A 21,972-nucleotide genomic window follows, 5' to 3' on the forward strand; every position below is an offset into this window, starting at 1 on the left:
CAACGATCGAGGGCGGCACAAAGTTACCGAATCATACGTCATCTTCGTCACGCTCTGCCAGCACGGCCGGTCGCAGCGCCGCCGGACCGAAACGCCGGGCGACGAGGTCCATGACCCGTTCGGCGTCGCGCCATCCGCTCTCGGGCTCGTCCAACGCGAGCTGCCGGTGCACGCCGGCCGCGGCCCGCAGCCCCTCTACCCGGACCCCCACCAGCCTCAACCGCGCCCCGTCCAGTCCCGCCGCCGCGTACAGGGACCGCGCCGTGGCGCTGATCTCACGGCCGACGTCGGTGTAGTCGGGGAGCGTGCGGGAGCGGGTGATCGTGGTGAAGTCGTCACGGCGCAGCTTGACCACGACGGTCCGCCCGACCTGGCCGGTGGCCCGCAGCCGTCGCGCCACCTTCTCCGACAGCCGCAGCAGCTCGCGCCCGATCCGCCCCGCGTCGGCGACGTCCTCGGCGAAGGTCTCCTCCGCGCCGATGCTCTTGTCCGGCGCGTCGGTGACGACACGGCGTTCGTCCCGCCCCTGGGAGAGCGCGGCGAGCCGGTCTCCCAGGGCGACGCCCAGTTCGCGGCGGAGGGTCTCGGGGGGTGTGGCCGCCACGTCCCCGATGGTGCGCAGCCCCAGCCGGGCCAACGTCTGCTCCGTCTTGTCGCCCACCCCCCACAGGGCCCCCAGCGGAAGCGGGTGCAAAAAGGCCCGCACGTGCCGCGCGGGGACGAACAGCAGTCCGTCGGGCTTGCAGTGGGTGGAGGCCAGCTTGGCGACGAACTTCGTGGAGGCGACACCGACCGAGCAGGTCAACCGCTGTTCGGTCCGAATCCGTTCGCGGATCAGGGTGGCGACGCGCACCGGGCCGCCCAGCCGCCGGCGCGCACCGGAGACGTCGAGGAACGCCTCATCCAGGGAGAGCGGCTCGACCTCGGGGGTGACCGAGCGGAGGATGTCCATGACCGCCGCCGAGACCCTGCGGTAGGAGGCTCCGTCCGGTGGGAAGACCACCGCGTCCGGGCACGCCCGCAGCGCGCGCGACATCGGCATCGCGGAGTGGACCCCGAAACGGCGGGCGGCGTAGTTGGCGGAGGCCACCACCCCGCGCCCGCCGGTACCGCCCACGATGACGGGACGGCCGCGCGCCCACGGGTGTTTGAGCTCCTCGACACCGGCGAAGAAGGCGTCCATGTCGATGTGCAGGATGGGGCAGTCCTCATCGGACACGGTGGTCAGGTCGAGCGGCTCGATGCCGGACGCGGTGACGGCACCGCGCATCGCGGTCCCCCGCTGGAGCTGGCGTCGGCTCATATGACCATTGTGCGGTCGACCTGGGACAGCCGCTCAGGCGGGGCGGCGGGCCAGCAGGTGCAGCTGGGTGGCGATCCCCGACAGCTCCGGGTGCGCCGAGGCGGACTTCTCCAGTTCCAGCAGCTCCCGGCCGGCCTGCGGGTCGCCGTCGAAGACGCGCCCCGGCAGCAGGTCCGTGAACACCCGGACCCCGCGGACCTTGATGTCGGACAGGCCGGCCGCACGGACGAGGCCGACGAGCCCTTCGGCGGTGAACCGGCGCGGCATCGGATCGCCCTCGCCCCAACGGCCGTCCGTGGAGTCCAACAGGCTCCGGGCGTCACCGAGGTGCCCGGCGAGCGCGCGGTGCAGCACCGCCGCGACCGCGTTGGTGGCCAGGACGCTCACCGCCCCGCCCGGCCGGGTGACGCCGACGATGTCGCCGAGCGCCGCCGCCGGATCCTCGACGTACTCCAGCACGTTGTGCACCAGCACCAGGTGGGCCTCCCCGGCCGGAAGCAGGCCGGCGAGGTCGGCGGTCTCGCCCTGGACCGCGCGCACCCGCACCCCCGCCTCGGCCGCGCGGCGTTCCAGCGCGGCCAGGGAGTCGGGGCTGGGGTCGACAACGGTCACGTCGTGACCGAGTTCGGCCAGGGGGACCGCGGCCCCTCCCGTCCCGCCGCCCGCGTCCACGATCCGCAGGGGCTCTCCCCCGGAGCGCTGGATGCCGGCCAGCTCGGAACGCAGCGCGTCCCAGACGACGGCGGTGCGCGCCGTGCCGGCGGCACGCTGCGGCCCTGAGGCGGACGCCGCGGTACCGGCCCTTTCCGTCACGAGATTCCCTCCCGCCGCCCGAAAGGTCACAGCGTGAGCTGTTCCTTGTTCTCCATCAGCCGCGACAGCAGGCCGTTGATGAAGGTCGGCGATTCGTCGGTGGACAGTTCCTTGGCCACCGCCACCGCCTCGGCGATCGCCACGCCGTCGGGGATGTCGGCGGCCCACAGCAGTTCGTAGGCCCCCATGCGCAAGATGTTGCGGTCGACGACGGGCATCCGCTCCAGCGTCCAGCCGATGGCGTAGTCGCCGAGCAGGTGGTCGATGCGCTCACGCCGCTCGTCGACGGCACGGGCGAGGTGCTCGGTGAACTCGTTGATCGGGGGCTCGGGCTGGGCCCGTCGCCGCTTGATCACCTCGTCGACCGTGACGCCGCGCACCTCGGCCTCGTACAGTACTTCCACCGCGCGTCTGCGGGCTTTGCGTCGCGCGCCGCTCATCGATCTCCTGCCAGGGGTGCCGCCGTGAAGTGGTGCAACGTCATGAGTTGACGCGACCCAGGTACTCGCCGCTGCGGGTGTCGACCTTGACCTTCTCACCGGTGCTGATGAACAGCGGGACCTGGATGACGGCGCCGGTCTCCAGCGTCGCCGGCTTGGTGCCGCCGGTGGAGCGGTCGCCCTGGAGGCCCGGGTCGGTCTGGGCGATCTCCAGCTCGACCGCGGCCGGCAGCTCGATGTAGAGCGGGGTGCCCTCGTTGATCGCGACGGTGGCCAGGGCGCTCTCCAGCAGGTAGTCGGCGCTCTTGCCGACGACCTCGCGGGGGATGTAGAGCTGGTCGTAGGTCTCGGTGTCCATGAACACGTAGGACTCACCGTCGGCGTAGAGGTACTGCATCTCGCGGCGGTCGACGTTGGCGACCTCCACCTTCACGCCGGCGTTGAAGGTCTTGTCGACGACCTTGCCGGAGGTCACGTTCTTCAGCTTGGTGCGGACGAACGCGCCGCCCTTGCCGGGCTTGACGTGCTGGAACTCGACGACGTTCCAGAGTTCGCCACCGTCGAGCTTCAGGGTCATGCCGTTCTTGAGGTCGTTCGTCGTGGCCACTTCGGTCGTCTCTCCCAGCGGTGAGGCAAAGTCATCTTGTCAAGGAACCACGGCCGTGCCCGTGGGGCTGCGGCGCGCGTCGCGGGAACCCGTGGTGTCGGCCGCCGGCGTCTCCGCCTCGGGCGGGACGCTCCTTCAGAGGAGCCGACACCGTTCCCCTGAGGAGTCTAGTGGGTGTTCGGGGCGACCTGCGCGTGCCGTTCAGGCGCTCACCGCCCGGTAGGCGGCGTCGAGCAGCGCGTCGGAGGGGCCGGCCAGGATCGCGGGACGGGCCAGACCCTCCAGCACCACGAACCGCAGTGTCGCGCCGCGGGCCTTCTTGTCCACCCGCATCGTGTCGCGCAGGCCGGCCCACGCCTCGCCCGCGTAGCCGGTCGGCAGACCGACCGAGGTGAGGATGCTCCGATGCCGCTCCACGGTCCGCGCGTCCAGACGCCCGTCGAGGCGGGCCAGTTCGGCGGCGAAGACCATGCCGATCGCCACCGCGTACCCGTGCCGGAAGGCGTAGTTCTCGGCGCGCTCGATGGCGTGGCCGAGGGTGTGCCCGTAGTTGAGGATCTCACGCCGGCCGCTCTCCCGCAGGTCCGCCGAGACGACCTCGGCCTTGACCGCGATGGCGCGCTCGATGAGCTCACGGGTGTGCCGGCCCTCGGGGCGGACGGCGCCCTCGGGATCGGACTCCACGAGGTCGAGGATGACCGGGTCGGCGATGAAGCCGGCCTTGATCACCTCGGCCAGGCCGCCGATGTAGTCGGCGGTGGGCAGGCTGGGCAGCGTCGCCAGGTCGCACAGCACCCCCGCGGGAGGGTGGAAGGCGCCGACCAGGTTCTTGCCCTCGGCGGTGTTGATGCCGGTCTTGCCTCCCACGGCCGCGTCGACCATGCCCAGCAGCGTCGTGGGGACCAGGACGCAGCGCACGCCGCGCAGCCAGGTCGCGGCGACGAAGCCGGCCAGGTCGGTGGTGGCGCCCCCGCCGACCCCCACAACGGCGTCGCTGCGGGTGAATCCGGCCCGCCCCAGGCGGGCCCACAGGTCGGCGGCCACCGCGGCGTCCTTGGCCGCCTCGCCGTCGGGCACCGGCATGGGGTGGACGACGTGGCCGGCGGCCTCCAACGCCGCGCACACCGGACGGGCGATCTCGCCGAGCGAACCGGGATGGATCACCGCGACCCGCGCGGCCGTCCCGCCGACCAGCCCGGCGAGCTCGCCCAGCACACCGCTGCCCACGACGACCTCGTAGGGCGCCGAGGACCCCCCGACACCGATCCGTGTTGCGCTCATCCTTCTCCGTTCCGGGCAGCGGGGAGACGGGCGACGATCTCCTCCACCGCCTCCTCCACGCGGTGGGTACTGGTCGAGACCGTGACCGTGGCCAGCGACTCGTAGATGGGCAGCCGCTCCTCCAGCAGCGCCTTCAACCTGGCCCGGGGGTTGCCCAGCAGCAGCGGTCGGGCCTGGTCCAGGCCGACCCTCTTGGCCGCGTCGGCGAACTCCACCTGGAGGTAGACGACGTGGTGCCCGGCGAGCGCGGCGCGCGTGTCCGGATGCAGGACCGCCCCCCCACCGAGCGCGAGGACGCCGGGATGCCCGGTCAGCGCCTCGACGACGACCGCGCGCTCCAGCTCGCGAAACGCCGGCTCACCGTCCTCGACGAAGATGTCGCCGATGGGCTTTCCCGCCCTCGTCTCGATCTCGGCGTCGGTGTCGACCAACGGCGCGCCCAGCCGGGCCGCCAGGGCGGCCCCCACCGTGGACTTGCCCGATCCGGGCGAACCGATGAGGACCGCGATCGGCCTGCTCATCACCGAATCCCCCTTCCCCCGCGGGAGGTCCCGCCCGGGGCCGCGGACCCGCTCACCTGATGGTCAGCGCGTCCAGGTAGTTGTTCAGGTTGCGGACGGTCTCGGCGACGGAGTCGCCGCCGAACTTCTCCAGCGCGGCCTCGGCCAGGACGAGTGCGACCATGGCCTCGGCCACCACTCCGGCCGCCGGCACCGCCGTGACGTCGCTGCGCTGGTGGTGCGCCTGGGCCGGCTCGCCGCTGGTGACGTCGATCGTGTCGAGGGCCTTGGGGACGGTCGCGATGGGCTTCATCGCGGCGCGCACCCGCAGTGGCTCCCCGGTGCTCATTCCGCCCTCGACGCCGCCGGCGCGGTTGCTGCGGCGGCGGACCCCGTCGGGTCCGGGCTCGATCTCGTCGTGGGCGGCCGAACCCCGGCGTCCCGCGGTGCGGAAGCCGTCCCCGACCTCGACGCCCTTGATGGCCTGGATCCCCATGAGGGCTCCGGCCAGGCGCGCGTCCAGGCGCCGGTCCCAGTGGACGTGGCTGCCCAGGCCGGGCGGAAGTCCGTAGGCCAGCACCTCGACGACACCGCCCAGGGTGTCGCCGGACTTCTTGGTGTCGTCGACCTCGGCGACCATCCGGGTGCTGGTCTCGGGGTCGGCGCAGCGCAACGGGTCGGCGTCGATACGCTCCAGGTCCCCGGGGCCGGGCAGCGGCGCGTCGTCGGGTACGCCGATCTCCCCCATGGACACGACGTGGCTGAGGATCTCCACCCCGAGCGCCTGGCGGCAGAAGGCGCGGGCGACCTCGCCGATGGCGACGCGCGCCGCCGTCTCCCGGGCGCTGGCGCGTTCCAGGATGGGACGCGCCTCGTCGTGGCCGTACTTCTGCATGCCGACGAGGTCGGCGTGGCCCGGGCGGGGCCTGGTCAGCGGAGCGTTGCGGGCCACTCCCTCGAGCTCCTCGGCGGGGACCGGGTCGGGCGACATGACCCGCTCCCACTTGGGCCACTCGGTGTTCCCCACCTCGATGGCGACCGGCCCGCCCTGGGTACGGCCGTGCCGGATGCCCCCGAGGATGGAGACCTGGTCCTGCTCGAATTTCATACGGGCGCCCCGGCCGTACCCGGCGCGTCGGCGGCGCAGCGCGGCGGCGATGTCGTCAGAGGTGACGGACACGCCTGCCGGGAGGCCCTCCAGGATCGCGACGAGTGCCGGCCCGTGGGACTCCCCAGCGGTCAGCCAGCGCAACATGCCCTGATCTTCCCACGGTCGGGACCTCGGCGGGACATCGGGGCGACTGCGGGTCGTCCCCGGGAGCGGGCCGTCCGCCTGGTGGCGCTCCTTCCGGGGCGGTGGGCTTCCGCCCCGACCGGCCTTGCCAGGCCACTCCGGAAGCCCACCACCACGCCGGTCGCCGGACCGGACGCGGCGGCGCAGATCGACGTGTCCGTCGGGCCGGCGGCACCTGGTGGTCCGCTCGTGTCGGTCGCGGGCGCCCCGGACGGCGGTCCGGCGCTCCGTCCGCCGCCATGCTGCCAGGGCGCCGCCAGGCCGGCCGGGTGCTGGAGCGACGCGGGGTGTCGGCGGCACGCCCGAGGCCCGCCGGTCCGCTCCGCGGGACGCCGCGCGGGTGGCGCCGACGTCGCCGGTCGACGCGGTCTCAAACCGTGGGCGTCGGGTGGAGGCGCGCTTGGTGGCGGCCGCGCGCCGGGCCGTCGGACAGGCCGCGCCGGTGAGAGGGACGGCGTGATCTCGACGGTGCCGGGCGGCCCGTTCCCCGACCCCGTGCCGCGGAGCCCGACGATCCCGGCCGTCCTGCGCGCCGGGCCGCTGCACCGTCCGGGAGGTCGGCCCCCGGCGGGGTCGATCTGCGGCGGCGCGGGGCTCAACCGAGCAGGGCCGGCTGGGGGTCGCCGAGGGCGATGACCGCGAACGCCCCGGCGATCATGAACGGGCCGAAGGGGATACGGCTCCTGCGGGTGGCCCTCCCCAAGGCGATGAGCACCAGGCCGTAGCAGGCCGAGAACAGGAAGGCGGCGAAGGTGCCCGAGACCGCCGACCCCAGAGAGCACCAACCGAGGTAGAGCCCCAGCAGCCCCGAGAGCTTGACGTCCCCCCACCCCATCCCCGCCGGGTGGATGAACCACAGCACCCAGTAGAACGCCGCGACCCCGGCCATGCCGGCCAGCGCGGTGAGCATCCGCCCGCCCCCATCGGGAACCGCCAGCGCCGCCGCCCCGAGCAGCGCCAGCGCGACCGGATAGGCCGGCAGGACCAGCGGATTGGGCAGGCGGTGGGTACGCGCGTCGACCACCGCCAGCACCACCCCCACCACCCCCAGGAAGGCGAAGGCGGGGATCTCGACGGCGGACCGGCCGGGCAGCAGGGCCAGCCCGCCCAGCACGGCCGCCGCCGTCACCCCGACCACCGCGGGGGCGCGCACCGCGGTGGCGCAGTCGGCGCAGCGTCCCGTCAGGGCGAAGCGCGCCGGCAACGGCGTCCAACGCGGCCAGGGGACCCGCGTCCCGCAGTGGGGGCACTGGGGCGGGGGCGGCCCCTGTGACCCGTCGGGGACGGGCTCGTAGGCCCGGAACAACGGGACCACCCGGCCCGCGACGGCCCCCAGCAATCCGCCCAGAAGGGCCAGGGCCAGCGCGGGGAGGACAACGGAGATGGAGGGCATGGGGGAACTCTAGGCCGGACCGTGGACGCACCGCCCGGCCGCCCACACCCCGTCACTTCCCGGTCGTGCGGCGCCTTCCCGCCGACCGCGCGGCGCCCGCCCGTGGCGGGAAAACGACTCCACCCGAGAAGGGCGGCGCGGTCTGGGCCGGGTGGCCGACGGGGGCACATCCGCCGTCCCCGTGGGACGGCCCGTCCCTCGGGCGTCAGTCGCGGCGCGCGCGCACGACCGCGCTGAGCTCCACGCCTCCGGGCAGGAGAGGGGCGAGTTCCTGGGCGAGCCGCTGGGCGACCCTGCGCAGGGACTCGTCGTCGCGGCGCTCCAGCTCCAGGCGCACCCCGATGTCGGCGCGGTCGGACTCGTGGATCCGTACCCGCTCGATCCCGAACTCGGTGTGGGTGATCCGGTAGATCAGGCCGAGGACCTGAGGGTCGTCCTTGGGGCTGGGAACGGTCCCGTGCTCGGCCAGGGTGGCCAGGAAACGTCCCTGGACGGCGTAGGTGACCGGCCCCGCGACGTCGATGACGAGGGCGTCCGTGCCCTCCTCGACCGCGGTGCGGCAGGCGTCCACGGCGGTCACCGGTACCGGCCGGGCGTCCTCACGCCAGCGTTTGACGGTCTCGACCGAGGTGAAGGCGAGCATGCCACGCCGACCGTCCCTGCCCACCAGGATCGGCACCGCGACGTCGCTCTTCTTGTCGTGGGTCAACCCGTCGGCGTCGGTCTCGACCTCGGTGGCGACGGCCACCATCGGGACGAGGAGCCGGGAGGGACCGAGCGCGGCCAGGACCTGGCGCTCACCGATCGCTCCCCGGGAGTAGGCGTCCAGTTTCTCGCGCACCTCGGGATCGGCGCTGCCGTCGTCGTCACGGAAGCGCTGGGCGCCGATGATCGTTGGTCCCTTCACGAGGCGACTCTACTTCCTCCTGGGGGATGTCAGTGGGCGGGACCGGCCAGGACACCCCTTGGGGACGGTCCTCATCCGTTCTCGGATTCGCGCAGACCGCGTTCCAGGACGTCCATGATCTCTGTCAGGTGCTTGACCTGCTCCGGGTTCAACCGGTCGAACAGGCTGGCGCGCACCAGCGCGACGTGGCCGGGAGCGGCCGCCCGGATCGCCTCGCGTCCCTGTTCGGTGAGCACCGCCCAGGCGCCGCGACGGTCCTCCGAGCAGTGCTCGCGCCGCACGTACCCGTCGCGCTCCAGCCGGGCCACCTGGTGGGAGAGGCGGCTCTTGGAGACGATGACGGTGTGGGCGAGGTTACGCATGCGCATGCGCATGCCCTCGGCCTCCGAGAGGTGGACGAGGATGCCGTACTCGACCAGGGAGAGGCCGTTCCTCCGGTGCAGGTCGCGGTCGAGCCGCTCCTCCAACAGGGAGTTGACCACGAGGTAGCTGCGCCACGTCCGTTGCTCATCGGCGTTCAGCCAGTCGACCTCGCTCATACCCCCATCGTACTTACGCGTCCGGCGTCCGGCCCGCCCTCCCCGCGTCGCCGCCCGCCGTGGGCCGGTTACGGTGGACCTCTGCGACGCCTCGCCCGTGGAAAGGAACCACCCGTGTCCAGCGGCCCGTTCTCACCCGATGTCGTGCGCGCCGTCACCGCGCACATGAACGACGACCACGCCGAGGACACCCTGCTCATCTGTCGCGCCTTCGGCGATTCTCCGCGGGCCACGTCGGCGCGCATGACCGGCCTGGACGGCGCCGGCGGGGAGTACGTGGTGGTCGTCGACGGCGTCGAGGAGACCGTGCGCATCCCGTGGGGGCGCCCGCTGACCGAGCGCGGTGAGATCCGCGCGGAGGTCGTGCGGTTGTACCGCGAGGCGTGCGCCCGGCTCGGGGTCGAGCCGCGTGGTGGACGATAAGGGCGGGCGCCTGCCCGTGGGGAGGGCTCGCAACGGGGCGGAGGTGGTGCGGCCGTCGCCCCGGCCGCACCACCTCCGCCCCGCCGCGGGTCACGCGTCCGCGTCGAGCTCGTCCAGCCAGGCGCGGACGCTGTCGTTGTGCTCGCCCAACCGGGGCGGCGGCAGGTGTCCGGCGCGTCCCGCCGTGGTCTCGTCGGGGTGGGTGTCGAAGCGCACCGGAGGACCGGGCAGCTCGATCTCGCCGAGCACCGGGTGGTCCACCGACAGCACGAGCCCCTGGGAGCGGGTCTGCTCCCACTCGTAGACCTGGTCGATGGTGCGGATCGCCCCACAGGGGATCCCGATCGCGCCGATGCGCTCCAGCCACTCGTCCCGGGACCCGCCGGCCAGCACCGCCTCGATCGCGGCGTTGAGCTCGGGCCGGTTGGTGACCCGGTCGGCGTTGCGGGCGAAGCGCGGGTCCGTCGCGTCCAGTCCGAGCAGCGCCGCGAACTTGGCCCACTGGCCCTCGCTGGCGACCGCGACCTGGAGCATGCCGTCGGCGCAGGCGTAGGTGCCGTAGGGGGCGATGGAGGGGTGGTGGTTGCCGATGGGGCGGGGCACCTCCTTGGCCACGGTCCAACGGGTGCCCTGGAAGGCGTGGACGCCGACGATCGAGGAGAGCAGCGAGGTGCGCACGACGCGGCCCCGGCCGGTGCGCTCGCGTTCGTAGAGGGCGCTGAGCGTCCCGTAGGCACCGTGCAGCCCCGCCAGCAGGTCGCCGATGGGCACGCCCACCTTGGTGGGCTCCTCGGGCGAGGAACCCGTGATGCTCATCAGGCCGGCCTCGCCCTGGGCGATCTGGTCGTATCCGGCCCGGCCGCCCTCGGGGCCGTCGTGCCCGAAACCGCTGATCGAGCAGACCACCAGACGCGGGTTGAGCTCGTGCAGCCGCTCCATCGAGAAGCCGAGCCGGTCGAGCACCCCGGGGCGGAAGTTCTCGACGAGGACGTCGCTGGCCCGCACGAGCCGGGTGAGCTGGGTGCGGCCGTCGTCGGACTTGAGGTCGAGTTCGATCGACTCCTTGTTGCGGTTGCAGGAGAGGAAGTAGGTGCTGATGGGGTCGTCCTCGGGGCCCACGAACGGCGGTCCCCAGCCGCGGGTGTCGTCGCCGGTGCCCGGCTGCTCGACCTTGATGACCCGTGCGCCCAGGTCGCCCAGCAGCATCGCGGCGTGCGGCCCCGCGAGGGCCCGCGACAGGTCCAGCACCACGATGCCCGAGAGCGGCCCACCGGCGTGCGTCATTGCGCTCCTCCTCCATGCTTCGGCGACCGAAATTGGCCTAGCCAATGAGCCACGCTAGCCAATCTCCGCGAAAGGGGACAACCCCCTCGCACCATTCCCTCGGCCCCGGCCACGCCCACACCCCGGCGCGGGTCCCGACCGGTCGGGGTGAGGACCCCCTCCGCCGCCGGGGACTGACCTACCCTGGAGGGGCGACCCAGCTTTTCCAAGCGAGCGGAGAGACGCCGTTCCCACGATGGCCACACCCGACCCCTCCGACCCCACCGCACCGACCCAGCGGATCGAACCCGCCGCGGCCGGCCCCCGGTCGGCCCCCGACCAGGAGCGGACCCGCCGGGTCACCGCCCTGCTCCGGCCCGGGAACCGGACCAGGGTAGCGCCGGCCCCGGCCCCGGGCGGCGAGACCGCGGTACACACCCGGCGCCTTGGGGCCACCGCCTCCCCCACCTCGTCACAGCCGTGGTGGCGCCGGTTGCTGCGCCCCCTGCTCGACTGGCTGGCGCGGCTGGTCTCCCGTGTCGTCATCGGCCCGGCCGGCGACCTGGACCACGCCGTCCCGGCCGAGCTCCGCCGCTCCTACGAGGTGCTCGGCCACATCGGTTCCGGCGGCGAGGCGGTGGTCTACCTCGCCGAGCCGATCGGCGCGGCCTCCGAGGGCGGCGCCGGCGGGCCGCGGCCCCGCGTCGCGCTGAAGGTCTACCGGCCCGGCCACGACATCAACCGCGAGTTGCTCGACCGGCTGCGCGCCCGTGGCACCGCCGACCCCCACACGCCCGCCATCCACGGCTACGGGCATGCGCGCAGCGCCTGGGGCGAGGAAGTGGCCTGGGAGGCCCAGGAGTACTTCGCCGAGGGATCCCTGCGCGCGATCATGGACCGCTCCCCCCTCCCCGAGGACGAGGCCCGCGGCATCGTCGCGGCGGTCGCCCAGTGCCTGCACCACTGGCAGGACTCCCTCCAGCACAACCACACCGACGTCAAGCCGGAGAACCTCCTCGTCCGCGCGACCGACCCGCCGGTGTTCGCCCTGACCGACTTCGGCGGCGCGGTGCGCGCCACGATGAGCCGCGTCTACGGCGGGCTGGCCATCACCGAGGCCTACGCGGCGCCCGAGGTCGTCGAGGGCCGCCGCGAGGCGCCCGCCGCATGGTGGTCGCTGGGCATCATGGTGCACGAGCTGATGACCGGGAGGCGGCCGGAGCGCGGCGAGAACTGGCTGACCGCCCGCAACAGCGAGGTCGACGTCTCGGCGATCCCCGACGAACGGTGGCGGCTGCTGGCCCGCGGACTGCTCACCCCCGTCCCCCGGGACCGCTGGGGGTACGCCGAGGTCACGCAGTGGCTGGCCGGGGAACGGCCGCAGGTGGTCAAGACCAGGCGGCACGCGCCGATCAAGTTCGCCGACGTCTCCCACGACGATCCCCCCAGCCTCGCCTTCGACCTCCTCGACCGCTCCGACAAGGGCGAGGTCTGGTTGCGCACCCACTGGCCGGCGCTGCGCACCTGGCTGGACCGCGAGGTCAACGACTACACCTTCGACCGCGCCCATCTGACCGTCCTCGACGCCCACCCCGAGCGCGTGCACGTGGCCATCAGCGCCTTGGCGGCGAGGTTCGTGCCGGGCATGCCCCCGCGCTACCGCGGCCACGAGGTGACCGCCGAGGGGGTGCTGGCCCTGGCCACCGGCGAGGGGAGCCGGCACGCCGCGCTGCGCGAGGCGGTCGAGCTGGGCGCGCTCGGCCTGGCCGCGCGGCACTGGTGCGACCACCCCGCCTGCCGCGCCGAGGGGACGAACCGGTGCGCGCTGCTGGAGCGCGTGCAGCACGAGGTTCCCCTCATCATGCGTCAGGTCGAGGCCACCGTCGCGGGCCTCGCCGCCCGCGACGATCACGAAACCGTCCATCCGGGCCGCCACGAGTGGGACGCCGGCTGGGCGCGAGCGGTGGAACTCGTCTTGGACCCCGACTCGGCGGGCCACTACCGCCGGCTGCTGCGCGCCCAGTCCTGGCACCCCGCCCACCGCAGCGACGCGCCGCGCGTCCCCTGGTGGCGCGAGCAGCGCCGGATCGCGCTGAAGGGCCGGGGCGGTGTGACCACGACGAACGCGGCGCTGGTGATGGCCCTGTTGACGCTGCCCACGGCGGCGCGCGAGGGCGAACTGCTGCGCCAGCGCGAGCGCGCGGACAGCAGGGCGCTGTGGCGGGGACGCCGCGAACGGATGGGCACCGCGCTGAGCGACGGCTGGGCGAGCGCGCGCGAGCGCGTCACCGGCGCGGGCCGTTCCGCCGCCCCCGCCGCCCCCGACGGGCGGTCCGGCTCGCCCTGGGAGCGGTTGCGCCCTCGGCGGCTGTCCGAGAGCGAACGCATCGATCGCCACATGGAGCGCCTCCAGCGCGCGATGCGGGCCGGCCGGTGCCGCCGCCTCGCCTACCCCGCCGCCCTGCTGGGTCTCCTCGACGGGAGCGGCCTGCTGCTGTGGCACACCCGCGGCCTCTACAGCGACCAGCCGTGGATCGCCTCGGCCCACGAGGCGCTGACCGCACTGCGCGGGAGCGCCCTCGTCTCCCCCGTCGCCGAGCTGGCCACATCGCTGCTGGGCCTGCTCCCCGCCGGCGCGGGGCTGGTGTGGTGGTTCCCCGTGGCGCTGGGGTCGGGGTTGTTCGTGGCCGGCCGGGTCGCGGCGGGCCAGCGGCGCCGCGCCCGTACCCGGCTCGTCGCCGGCCGCCTGGCCGTGGCGGGGTCGGCGGTGATGCTGGTCCGCCTGCTGTCCAGTGGCTTCTTCCTGGTGGGGATGGGGGTGCTCATCCCCCTCAGCCTGGTCCTCGGATAGCGCCGCCGGGCTTTGGAGGGACGGCGCCGCCCAGATCCTCCGCCGCCCCGGGCCGGACGGTTATGATCGCCGATGGTCGACATCGGATGTGAGAGCGGTGGGACACATGAGCGGTCAGGCGACAGTGGGGACCGACACGATCGAGCTGGCCGCCGGTGACTACCAGGCGTCGATCGATCGGCGCGGGGCCGCGCTGCAACGCCTGGTCTGGCGGGACCGCGACCTGGTGTGGGGCTACCCCCCTGGGGAGGCGCCGGTGGCCTTCCAGGGGCAGGTGCTGCTGCCCTGGCCCAACCGGATCGGGGACGGCTGCTACTCCTTCGCTGGTGTCGAGCACCGCCTGGAGATCACCGAGCCCGGACGCGCCACCGCGCTCCACGGCCTCACCCACTCCGCGGCCTGGCTGCCCGCCGACATCTCCTCGACCGACGCGCTGTTGACCCACGTGCTCGACGGCGCGCCGGGATATCCGTTCCGGCTGGAGTTGTCGGTGCGCTATGACCTGGACCCGGTGACGGGGCTGAGCGTGTGCATCGGCGCGCGCAACGCCGGAGCGGATCCGGCGCCCTACGGCAACGGCACGCACAACTACCTGACGGTCGGCTCGGTCGTGGACGAGGCGGTTCTGGCGCTGCCGGCCGGGGCCCACCTGCCCGTGGACGAGCGCCTGCTGCCCTGTGGCCCGCCCACGCCCGTGCGGGGCACGCCGCTGGACTTCACCTCCGCCCACCGGATCGGCGAGACCGTCTTCGACACCGCGTTCACCGACCTGCGGCGCGGTCTCGACGGTCTGGCCTGGACCGTGCTGTCGGATCGGGACCACGCTGTGGCCCTGTGGGCCGACGCCTCCTACCGTTGGTTGCAGGTGTTCAGCTCTGATGTGCTGGAGCCCGGGGTGCGCCGTCGTCAGCTCGCGGTGGAGCCCATGACCTGCCCGCCCAACGGGTTCGCCTCGGGCACCGATCTGATCGTGCTGGCCCCTGGCGAGACGACCGAGTCCCGTTACGGTATCCGCCGGGTCGATCCGGTCCCCGCGCACGGGGACCGAGCGTGACGCGACGACACCGCGCGGGATCTTTCAGGGCCGGTTCTCGCCGGAGGCCAGCAGGGCCCGCATCCGGTCGAGGTCCTCGGGGGTGTCGATGTCGTCGGGGCGGGCCACGTCGTCGCAGGCGACCATCGTCACCAGGTGGGAGTAGGCGCGCAGGAAGTGGCGGGCGCCGACGTCGCCCTCGGCGAGCGCGTGCACGCTCGGCCAGTGTTCCCTTCCCAGCAGGACCGGGTTGCGGAGGTTGCCGGAGTAGGTGGCGACCGCGGCCCGGGCGCCCTCGCGGTAGGCGCCCAGGAGGCGTCCGATCGCGGCCGGGGTGACCAGCGGCTGGTCGGCCAGGGCCACGACCACCGCGTCGACACCGGGCGGGAGCGTGGCCAGGCCCATGCGCAGCGAGGAACCCATGCCGTCGGCCCAGTCGGGGTTGTGGATCGTGACCGCCGCCTCGACCGTCACGTCGGCGGCCCCGGTCACGACGTAGACCGGGTCGCATCCGCCTTCACGCAGGATGCGCGCTCCCCGGTCGACGAGCCGCTCCCCCTCCAGTTCGACCAGGGCCTTGGGGCGCCCCAGGCGGCTGCCCTCCCCCGCGGCCAGTAACAGTCCGGCGACCGACGTGGTCTCGGCGTCACGCTCCCGTGTCGTCATGCCGCGATGATGCCATGCGACAAGCTCTGGCAGGTTGCATCTGCGACTCTCGCTTCACGCCCGTTATGCCCGTGATCTATGCGATGGCGCGTTGATGTACCCGCCCTCGGCCCCCGATTCACCTGCCGGCTTGGCCGCTTGTGGCCGGTCAGACTCGACCTCTGCGCCACCTGATACGGCGTCGCGGGCGGGGCAGCGGGATGCCCGACGCCGGCTCCTCAGCGGGGGCGGGCGCGCTTTCACGCGCCTGGGGGTCCCCCACCGGTCCCCGGGGTTTCGAGGACAGCGGACGGGTCGGGTCGGCGTCGCCCGGCGGAACCGATTCCCGGGGCCTGGCCCCCGTCCCCTCACTGGAATCGCCCACCTGCTCGTCGATGAGGGCGGCGGCCTCGCGGTCCAGGTTCGTCGTCAACGGCGGCGTGTGATGGCGCTCCCCGTCCCCCTCGACGAGGGCGGCGGCCTCCTCATCGATCGTGGTCTCCAGGAAACTGCGCCGAGTGGGCTCCTTCACCGTCTGCGGCGCGAGCGTGGTGCGCTCCTCGGGTGGCAACTCGTCGCGGAGGGGATCGGCGAACCCTCCCCGGAAGAACTTCCTCGGTCGTTTGGTGCGCTGTACCAACAACCAGCATCCGAACACCGCGAACGCCACGATGAGCACGGCTCCGGCCCAGCCCCACGACGGCATGACCGCCTCCTCGGCTCTTGTTTTCCGCTCTTTGGCGGAACTTCCCGCTCACGGCGGGTTGCAACGCCCGCCCGGGGAGTTTGTCGTCCCCGCCGGCGAAACCGCCGGTCACGGCGCCGCGAAAGCCGGTTCCGGAGAAGGGCGCCCGCGCCTCATTCCCGTATCGTCTCCTCGCGCGGTCCCCCGACCAAGGCAGGTCGGCGCTGCGGGCGCGCGGACTCGTGGTGGATCCGTCCGGCCGTCGAGGAGAGGGGCCGACCGCTTCCTCCCCAGCGGACCTGGATCAGCTCCGCGGCGATGGACACCGCGGTCTCCTCCGGGGTGCGCGCCCCCAGGTCCAGGCCGATCGGTGAACGCAACCGTTCCAACCGCTCGTCGGGCACCCCCGCCTCCCGCAACCGGGCCAGCCGGTCCTCGTGGGTGCGCCGACTGCCCATGGCGCCGATGTAGCCGGCCGGCGTGCGCAACGCGACCTCCAGCACCGGGACGTCGAACTTGGGGTCGTGGGTCAGCACGCAGATCGCGGTCCGCTCGTCGATCTCGTCCTCGATCTCGGAGAGGAAGACGTGCGGCCACTTGACGACGACCTCGTCGGCGCGGGGGAACCGCTTGGGGGTGGCGAAGACCGGCCGGGCGTCGCACACCGTGACCCGGTAGCCCAGGTAGGCGCCGATGTCGGCGACGGCGGCGGCGAAGTCGATCGCCCCGAACACCAGCATGCGCGGCGCCGGCGCGAACGACTGGACGAACACCTCGAGTTCGTCGCCCCGGCGCTGGCCGTCGGCCCCGTAGCGCAGGATGCCGGTGCGCCCCTGGGCGAGCATGCCGCGCGCGTCGTCGTCGACGGCCGCCTCCAGCCTCCGGGATCCGAGGTCTCCCTCGGCCCCCTCCGGCCACAGCACGCGGCGCGCGCCGAACCGTCCCGGCCCCGAGACCACGGTGGCCACCGCGACGGGGCGGTGCTGGTTGACCGCGTCGATGACGTCGCCGAGCCGCGGGAAACGGTGGGGGTCGACGGGTTCGACCAGGACGTGCAGGGTGCCGCCGCAGGTGAGGCCGACGGCGAGGGCGTCGTCGTCGCTGACACCGTAGGTGCGGCGCGCCGGCTGTCCGGTGCGGATGACCTCCTGACCGAGTTCGTAGACCGCGCCCTCCACACAGCCTCCGGAGACGCTGCCCACGACCTCGCCCCCGGCCGTCACCGCCATGGCCGCGCCGGCGTCGCGGGGCGCGCTGTGGTAGGTGTCGATGACCGTCGCCAGGGCGAACGTCTCGCCGGTGGCGTACAGCTCCGCCACCGTGTTGCGGATGTCACGCACGGGTTGCTCCTCTCCTGACGGTTCCGCCGATGATGACGGCCGTCAGCCGTTCCAGCGCGTCCAGGCTGTGCCCGGGCACGAAATCGTCGACATGAGGCAGGGCGGCCCGCATCCCCGCCGTGAGCGGTTCGTAGCCCGGCCGTCCCCGATGCGGGTTGGCCCACACCACGCGGTGGGCGAGGCGGGCCAGCCGGCCCATCTGGACACCGAGTTCGTTCGCGTCGCCCCGTTCCCAGCCGTCGGAGGCGATAACCACGACCGCCCCGCGAGCCATACCGCGGCGCCCGAAACGGTCGAGGAATTCCTTGAGCTCGGCGCCGAGACGGGTCCCGCCTCCCCAATCGGGGATGGCCCTGCCGGCCGCGGCGAGCGCGGCGGCCGGGTCCCGGGCCGCCAGACCGGGGGTGAGCCTGGTCAGCCGGGTGCCCACGGCGAACACCTCGGTGTGGCCGGGATGTCCGCGCAGGACCGCGTGGGCCAGGCGCAGCAGCGCGTCGGCGTAGGGCCGCATCGAACCGCTCACGTCGATCAGCACTACGACGCGGCGGGGGCGCAGACGGCGGGCGCCGCGCACCAGATGCAGCGCCTCGCCCCCGCGGCGCGGCATGGCGCGGACCGTGCGCGCCAGGTCGGGCCGGCCGCGCCGGGCCGGAACCGTGCGCCGGGACCGACGACGCGGGCCGCGCCTCTCCACCAGGCTGAGCAGCCGCGCGACCTCGGCGCGTTCGGCCGGAGCCAGCGTCGCGATGTCGCGGGAGCGCAGCACCTCGGTGTCGCAGGCCGCGACGGCGTGCTCGGGGGCGTCACAGGCGCCGCGCTCCCTGCGCGGCGCGGGATGCCACACCGGGGCCCGGAACGTCTGCGATCCCTCCCCGCCCGTCGGGGGACCGGGGAGTCCGGCCTCGACGTGCCGGGCGAAACAGGCGTCGTAGCGCTCCAGGTCCTCCGGCCCTGAGCACAGGGTGATCCGGCCGGCCCAGTAGATCGCGTTCGGCCGGCCCACGCCGAGTTCGGCCACCGCCGTGAGGAAGGCCCGCGCGCGGGCGGGGTCGGCGCGCACCCCGGCGGCGCGCAACGCGCGCGGCAGGTCGAGGAGGGACCTGGCGAGGTCCCGGGCGTCACGGTCGAAGGCCATGGCCGCCTACCCCGCGCTCCCCGTGGGCCGCCGCCCGAAGATCAGACCGGGCAGGTCGGGTGTGACGTTCTCGTGGTCCTCGCGGTGCTTGAGCAGCGCGCCGAGGGTGCGCGCGGCGAGGTCGGGGGACAGCTCCCGGGCGCCGAGCTCGGCCAGCGCGGCCGCCCAGTCGATGCTCTCGGCGACACCGGGCGGTTTGACCAGGTCGGCACCGCGGCCGCGGGGGGCGCGCAGCCGCTGGACGACCTCGACCACCTCGCGCACGAGCCGTTCGGCCACCCCGGGCAGGCGGCGGCCGATGATCGCCACCTCGCGCTCGGGGTCGGGCTGGGCCATCCAGTGGTACAGGCATCGGCGTTTGAGCGCGTCGTGGACCTCGCGGGTGCGGTTGGAGGTCAAGACGGTGACGGGCGGCACCTCGGCGCGCACCGTTCCCAGCTCCGGGATGGAGATCGCGAACTCCGACAGGAACTCCAGCAGGAACGCCTCGAACTCGTCGTCGGCCCGGTCGATCTCGTCGATGAGCAGGACAGCGGGCACCGGACCGGTGCTCTCCAACGCCCGCAGGAGGGGGCGGGCCAGCAGGAAGCGGCGGTCGTAGAGGCCGGCCTCCAGTTCGTCGGCCTGGTGCGCGCCCGCGACCTGGGCGGCCCGCAGGTGCAGGAGCTGACGGGGGTAGTCCCAGTCGTAGAGCGCCTGGGCGGCGTCGATCCCCTCGTAGCACTGCAACCGGATGAGGGGACCGCCGAGCACCTCGGCCAGGGCCTGGGCGAGCCCCGTCTTGCCCGCTCCCGGCTCGCCCTCCAGGAACAGGGGGCGGGCCATGCGCAACGCGAGGAAGCAGGCCGTGGCCGTTCCCTCGTCGGCGAGATAGTCGCGGGCGTCCAGCGCCGCGGCGAGCGCGTCGGGCCCGGCGATCGCGGCGACCGCGGGGGAACTGGTCATGGGCACCCCTCCCGTGCTCGTGGCCAGGCTATGCCCGGTGGGGGCCCACCGTAATGATCACGATCCTCCGAAATCGGCGTCGCGCTCTCGTGGTCAACCACATATCCGCCCATCTCGGACGGACCGCGCGCCTGCTCAGCGACACCGGGGTGGCAAGCGAGCGGGGAGGGGGCGGTCGGCGACGACCGCCCCTCGACCGGTCCGCAGCGGAGGGCGACCCGTCCGCTCAGTGGCCGGGCTCCGCCGCCTCGCCCCGCTCCCGCAGCAGCGCGCGGAGGGCGGCCAGGTTCTGCTGGGCCCGGTCACCATCGTTGCTCTGGATCCCCATCACCGCCAGCGTCGACCCGTCGGCCAGGTCCACCGAGGGCCAGGGCTCGCCCACCGGCATGCGCACGTCGACGATCTCCGGCCACACCAGGACGTGGGTGCGGATCGAGTTGACGATCGTGACACCTTCGTCGGTGGCGGTCACCCGCGGCCGGGCGAGGAGGTGCAGCACCCCGACCGAGAGCACACCGAGCAGCAGCAGGCCGACACGGTCCTGGAACTTCCAGTCCGCCGGCAGGATGAGCGCCAGCACGGCCATGGTCACAAACAGCAGCCCGGCCAGCCCGTAGGCGACCATGCGGATGTTGCGCGGCCGCCACGTCACGGGTGGCGTGGGCGCGGCGCCGGTCTCGTCCACGGCGTCCTCGTCTCTGGTGTTCCCGGGGTGCACGCTTCTTCTCCCTCATACCCGCCGGTCAACGGCTCCCGCCCCTGTGGCGGTCCGGCGCTCAGGCGGCCCCGGCGCGGAGCCGGCGCAGCACGAGCGCAGTGTCGAGCGCCGCGACGGCGGCCTCGTACCCCTTGTCCTCTCGGCTGCCGGGGAGGCCGGCACGGTCGCGCGCCTGTTCCAGGGTGTCACAGGTCAGCACGCCGTTGGCAATGGGGCTGGATTCGCGCAGCGCCGCCTCGGTCAGCCCGTGGGTGACGGACTGGCAGACGTAGTCGAAGTGCGGCGTCCCCCCGCGGACGACGGCCCCCAGGGCGACGACCGCGTCGTGGGAGCGCGCCAGTTCCTGGGCGACCACGGGGATCTCGATCGCCCCGGCGACCCGGACCACGGTCGGCGTGTCCACACCCGCCCGCCGTGCCACCTCCAGGGCCCGCTCCAGCATGGAGTCGACGATCTCGGCGTTCCACCTGGTCGCCACGATGCCGAGGGTCATCCCCTGGGCGTCGGGAATCCCCGTGGTCGGACTTCCTGCTCCACTCATCTGCGTCTCCTCGATCTCGCCGGTTGTCGGTGCGCCCGCGACGCGCTCAGTCGGCCACCGCGATGCCGGGCAGGTCGTGGCCCATGCGGTCGCGCTTGGTCCTCAGGTAGCGGAGGTTGTCGGCGGTGACCACGGTGGGCATCGCGATCCGTTCGGTGACGGTGACGCCGTGACGGGCGAGTCCCTCGCTCTTGGCCGGGTTGTTGCTGAGCAGCCGTACCGAGGTGACCCCCAGGTCGGCGAGGATCTGCGCGCCGGTACCGAACTCGCGGGCGTCGGCGGGCAGACCGAGTTCCAGGTTGGCGTCGACGGTGTCGGCGCCGGCGTCCTGCAACCGGTAGGCCTCCAGCTTGTGCAGCAGACCGATGCCGCGCCCCTCGTGGCCGCGCAGGTAGACGAGCACTCCACGCCCCTCCTGGGCGATACCGGCCATGGCCGCGTCCAGCTGGGTACCGCAGTCGCAGCGGTGCGAACCGAAGGCGTCGCCCGTCAGGCACTCGGAGTGCAGCCGGACCAGCACGTCGGCGCCGTCGCCGATGTCGCCGTAGACCAGGGCGACGTGTTCGGAACCGTCCACACTGCCCCGGTAGCCCACCGCGCGCCACTCGCCGTGGCGGTTGGGGATCCGGGTCTGCACGACCCGCTCGACCAGGGTCTCGGTGCGCCGCCGGTACTCCACGAGCTGTTCCACGGAGACCAACCGCAGACCGTGCTCGTCGGCGAACTCCCGCAGTCGGGGCAGCCGGGCCATCGTCCCGTCGTCGTTGACGACCTCGGCGAGCACCCCGGCCGGAGCCAGCCCGGCCAGCCGGGCGAGGTCCACCGCGGCCTCGGTGTGACCGCGACGGGCGAGCACGCCCCCGGCCCGGTAGCGCAGCGGGAGGACGTGTCCGGGACGGACGAAGTCCCCGGCGACGCTGGCGGGGTCGGCGAGCAGGCGGATCGTGCGGGCGCGGTCGGCGGCGGAGATCCCCGTGGAGACACCCGTGCGCGCGTCGACCGTGACGGTGTAGGCGGTGCGCATGCTCTCCTCGTTGGTCGCCGTCATCAACGGCAGGTGGAGGCGGTCCAGGTCCTCGCCGAGCATCGGCACGCAGATGACGCCGGAGGTGTGGCGGATGGTGAACGCCAGGAGTTCGGGGGTCGCGGCCTCGGCCGCGAAGATGATGTCGCCCTCGTTCTCCCGATCGGTGTCGTCGACGACCACGACGGGGCGGCCCGCCGCGATGTCGGCGATGGCGTCGGCGATGTCGTCCAGTTCGACCGGTGCCGGGGTCTGCTGCTCGGCGGCGATCGTCATCGATGCTCCTCGTGTC

Annotated in this window: 22 protein-coding genes; 3 read left to right on the forward strand and 19 right to left on the reverse strand. The window is 73.5% G+C overall.

From position 1 onward, the window contains the following. Positions 1-31 precede the first annotated feature (31 nt). The 10 genes from dinB to B5D66_RS02870 form a co-directional block, all read right to left on the reverse strand. Entirely contained in the window at positions 32-1,303 is a 1,272-nt protein-coding gene (gene dinB / locus B5D66_RS02825) for a DNA polymerase IV (protein WP_200813485.1), read from the reverse strand. Between the two features lie 33 nt (positions 1,304-1,336). Continuing rightward, positions 1,337-2,116, reverse strand: coding sequence for a methyltransferase domain-containing protein (locus B5D66_RS02830; RefSeq protein WP_144290664.1), 780 nt, complete (start codon positions 2,114-2,116; stop codon positions 1,337-1,339). 26 nt (positions 2,117-2,142) lie between these two features. Continuing rightward, entirely contained in the window at positions 2,143-2,556 is a 414-nt protein-coding gene (nusB, locus tag B5D66_RS02835) for a transcription antitermination factor NusB (RefSeq protein WP_078759958.1), read from the reverse strand. Positions 2,557-2,596: 40 nt separating this feature from the next. Continuing rightward, the gene (gene efp / locus B5D66_RS02840; protein ID WP_078759959.1) at positions 2,597-3,163 is read right to left on the reverse strand and encodes an elongation factor P; all 567 of its coding nucleotides are present in this window, start codon (positions 3,161-3,163) and stop codon (positions 2,597-2,599) included. Between the two features lie 201 nt (positions 3,164-3,364). After that, a complete protein-coding gene (aroB, locus tag B5D66_RS02845) occupies positions 3,365-4,444 on the reverse strand; it encodes a 3-dehydroquinate synthase (RefSeq protein ID WP_078759960.1) in 1,080 nt (359 codons plus the stop codon). Beyond that, complete coding sequence (locus B5D66_RS02850; protein WP_078759961.1) at positions 4,441-4,968, reverse strand: shikimate kinase; 528 nt, start codon at positions 4,966-4,968, stop codon at positions 4,441-4,443. Before B5D66_RS02850 ends, aroB begins: the two co-directional genes overlap by 4 nt. Positions 4,969-5,017: 49 nt before the next feature. Beyond that, positions 5,018-6,199: a chorismate synthase gene (aroC, locus tag B5D66_RS02855; RefSeq protein WP_078759962.1), complete on the reverse strand. Its 1,182-nt coding sequence runs from the start codon at positions 6,197-6,199 to the stop codon at positions 5,018-5,020. Positions 6,200-6,833: 634 nt separating this feature from the next. Further along, positions 6,834-7,631, reverse strand: a complete 798-nt coding sequence (locus tag B5D66_RS02860) for a prepilin peptidase (RefSeq protein WP_078759963.1) — start codon at positions 7,629-7,631, stop codon at positions 6,834-6,836. Between the two features lie 205 nt (positions 7,632-7,836). Next, on the reverse strand, positions 7,837-8,538 hold the full coding sequence (locus tag B5D66_RS02865; protein ID WP_078759964.1) for an SseB family protein: 702 nt from the start codon (positions 8,536-8,538) through the stop codon (positions 7,837-7,839). Between the two features lie 71 nt (positions 8,539-8,609). Next, positions 8,610-9,077: a MarR family winged helix-turn-helix transcriptional regulator gene (locus B5D66_RS02870; RefSeq protein ID WP_078759965.1), complete on the reverse strand. Its 468-nt coding sequence runs from the start codon at positions 9,075-9,077 to the stop codon at positions 8,610-8,612. 165 nt (positions 9,078-9,242) lie between these two features. Between B5D66_RS02870 and B5D66_RS02875 the strand changes: the two genes are divergently transcribed. Next, a complete protein-coding gene (locus B5D66_RS02875; protein ID WP_078760048.1) occupies positions 9,243-9,500 on the forward strand; it encodes a DUF2470 domain-containing protein in 258 nt (85 codons plus the stop codon). Positions 9,501-9,590: 90 nt separating this feature from the next. Here the strand turns inward: B5D66_RS02875 and B5D66_RS02880 are convergent, their stop codons facing one another. Then, entirely contained in the window at positions 9,591-10,784 is a 1,194-nt protein-coding gene (locus tag B5D66_RS02880; protein ID WP_078759966.1) for a CaiB/BaiF CoA transferase family protein, read from the reverse strand. Positions 10,785-11,019: 235 nt separating this feature from the next. On the opposite strand from B5D66_RS02880, the gene B5D66_RS02885 reads away from it, so the two are divergent. Together B5D66_RS02885 and B5D66_RS02890 are read left to right on the forward strand one after the other, a co-directional pair. Next, positions 11,020-13,614 carry a protein kinase domain-containing protein gene (locus B5D66_RS02885; protein WP_078759967.1) on the forward strand — a complete coding sequence of 865 codons (2,595 nt, stop codon included), beginning with the start codon at positions 11,020-11,022 and terminating at the stop codon, positions 13,612-13,614. 106 nt (positions 13,615-13,720) lie between these two features. Next, positions 13,721-14,668, forward strand: a complete 948-nt coding sequence (locus B5D66_RS02890; RefSeq protein WP_078759968.1) for an aldose 1-epimerase family protein — start codon at positions 13,721-13,723, stop codon at positions 14,666-14,668. A 24-nt stretch (positions 14,669-14,692) separates the two neighbouring features. On the opposite strand, the gene B5D66_RS02895 is transcribed toward B5D66_RS02890, so the two are convergent. From B5D66_RS02895 to B5D66_RS02930, 8 genes are all read right to left on the reverse strand, one after another. Then, positions 14,693-15,313, reverse strand: coding sequence for a nucleotidyltransferase family protein (locus tag B5D66_RS02895; protein ID WP_078759969.1), 621 nt, complete (start codon positions 15,311-15,313; stop codon positions 14,693-14,695). Between the two features lie 148 nt (positions 15,314-15,461). Continuing rightward, complete coding sequence (locus B5D66_RS02900) at positions 15,462-15,998, reverse strand: hypothetical protein (RefSeq protein WP_078759970.1); 537 nt, start codon at positions 15,996-15,998, stop codon at positions 15,462-15,464. A 152-nt stretch (positions 15,999-16,150) separates the two neighbouring features. Continuing rightward, entirely contained in the window at positions 16,151-17,317 is a 1,167-nt protein-coding gene (locus tag B5D66_RS02905; RefSeq protein WP_078759971.1) for an XdhC family protein, read from the reverse strand. After that, positions 17,310-18,452: a vWA domain-containing protein gene (locus tag B5D66_RS02910; protein WP_078759972.1), complete on the reverse strand. Its 1,143-nt coding sequence runs from the start codon at positions 18,450-18,452 to the stop codon at positions 17,310-17,312. Before B5D66_RS02910 ends, B5D66_RS02905 begins: the two co-directional genes overlap by 8 nt. A 6-nt stretch (positions 18,453-18,458) precedes the next feature. Further along, entirely contained in the window at positions 18,459-19,397 is a 939-nt protein-coding gene (locus B5D66_RS02915; protein WP_078759973.1) for an AAA family ATPase, read from the reverse strand. 226 nt (positions 19,398-19,623) lie between these two features. Further along, positions 19,624-20,022 carry a PH domain-containing protein gene (locus B5D66_RS02920; protein ID WP_078760049.1) on the reverse strand — a complete coding sequence of 133 codons (399 nt, stop codon included), beginning with the start codon at positions 20,020-20,022 and terminating at the stop codon, positions 19,624-19,626. Between the two features lie 151 nt (positions 20,023-20,173). Continuing rightward, a complete protein-coding gene (gene ribH / locus B5D66_RS02925) occupies positions 20,174-20,656 on the reverse strand; it encodes a 6,7-dimethyl-8-ribityllumazine synthase (protein ID WP_078759974.1) in 483 nt (160 codons plus the stop codon). A gap of 46 nt (positions 20,657-20,702) precedes the next feature. Further along, a complete protein-coding gene (locus tag B5D66_RS02930; RefSeq protein ID WP_078759975.1) occupies positions 20,703-21,956 on the reverse strand; it encodes a bifunctional 3,4-dihydroxy-2-butanone-4-phosphate synthase/GTP cyclohydrolase II in 1,254 nt (417 codons plus the stop codon). Positions 21,957-21,972: the final 16 nt, after the last annotated feature.

This window comes from Marinactinospora thermotolerans DSM 45154 (genome assembly GCF_900167435.1).
In the GTDB taxonomy this organism is placed as follows: Bacteria; Actinomycetota; Actinomycetes; order Streptosporangiales; family Streptosporangiaceae; genus Marinactinospora; species Marinactinospora thermotolerans.